Source organism: Methylibium sp. T29, assembly GCF_000576205.1.
GTDB lineage: Bacteria > Pseudomonadota > Gammaproteobacteria > Burkholderiales > Burkholderiaceae_C > Methylibium > Methylibium petroleiphilum.
The window spans coordinates 1-667 of the sequence record NZ_AZND01000585.1 but is presented as its reverse complement, the minus strand read 5'-3'; the positions used below and the strand labels follow the sequence as shown (position 1 = coordinate 667).

Annotated in this window: 1 protein-coding gene; it reads right to left on the bottom strand. The window is 74.7% G+C overall.

Going from position 1 to position 667, the window contains the following annotated elements; all coding sequences use genetic code 11:
• Positions 1–667: ABC transporter permease (locus x551_RS22965; protein WP_036252202.1), on the bottom strand; the 667-nt coding region annotated here is incomplete at both ends.

Sequence of the window (667 nt, the reverse complement as noted above, 5' to 3'; positions counted from 1 at the left end):
CGCACAGCGCGGCCAGCCGGCCCCAGGGCGCCAGCAGTTCCATCGTCCAGTGGAAGCTCTGCGGGTTGACCACGTGCACCAGCACCACGCTCACGGCCAGCCCGAGCGCCAGGCCGAGCAGGGCACCGGCCGCCGTCCACGCCACGCCTTCGCCGGCCACGATGGCCAGCACCTGGCCGCGCGTGAAGCCCAGGTGCGCCAGCAGGCCGAACTCCTTGCGCCGCGCCAGCACCTGGGCCGAGAAGCTGGCCGCGATGCCGAACAGCCCGATCGCGATCGCCACCGCCTGCAGCCAGTAGGTGACCGCGAAGCTGCGGTCGAAGATGCGCAGCGAGCTCGCGCGGATCTCGCCGGCCTGCGCGAACTCGAGCAGCGCCGGGTCGGGCGCCAGCGCGCGCAGCGCCTGCTGCAGCGCGGCCGAGTCGGCGCCGGGCGCGAGCGTGAGCGCCAGGTCGTTCACGCGTGTGTCGCCGGTGAGCGCCACGAAGTCCTGCGCGTCGACCACCAGCGCACCCTGCTGGCGTGCGTAGTCGCGCCACACGCCGCGCACGAAGAAGCGCGTGGGCAGCGCGTGGCCGTCGCGGTGCGTCAGCGGCAGCACGAGGCGCGTGCCCGGCGCGGCGCCGTACAGCGCCACCATCGCCTCGCTCACGAACACGCCGGGCTC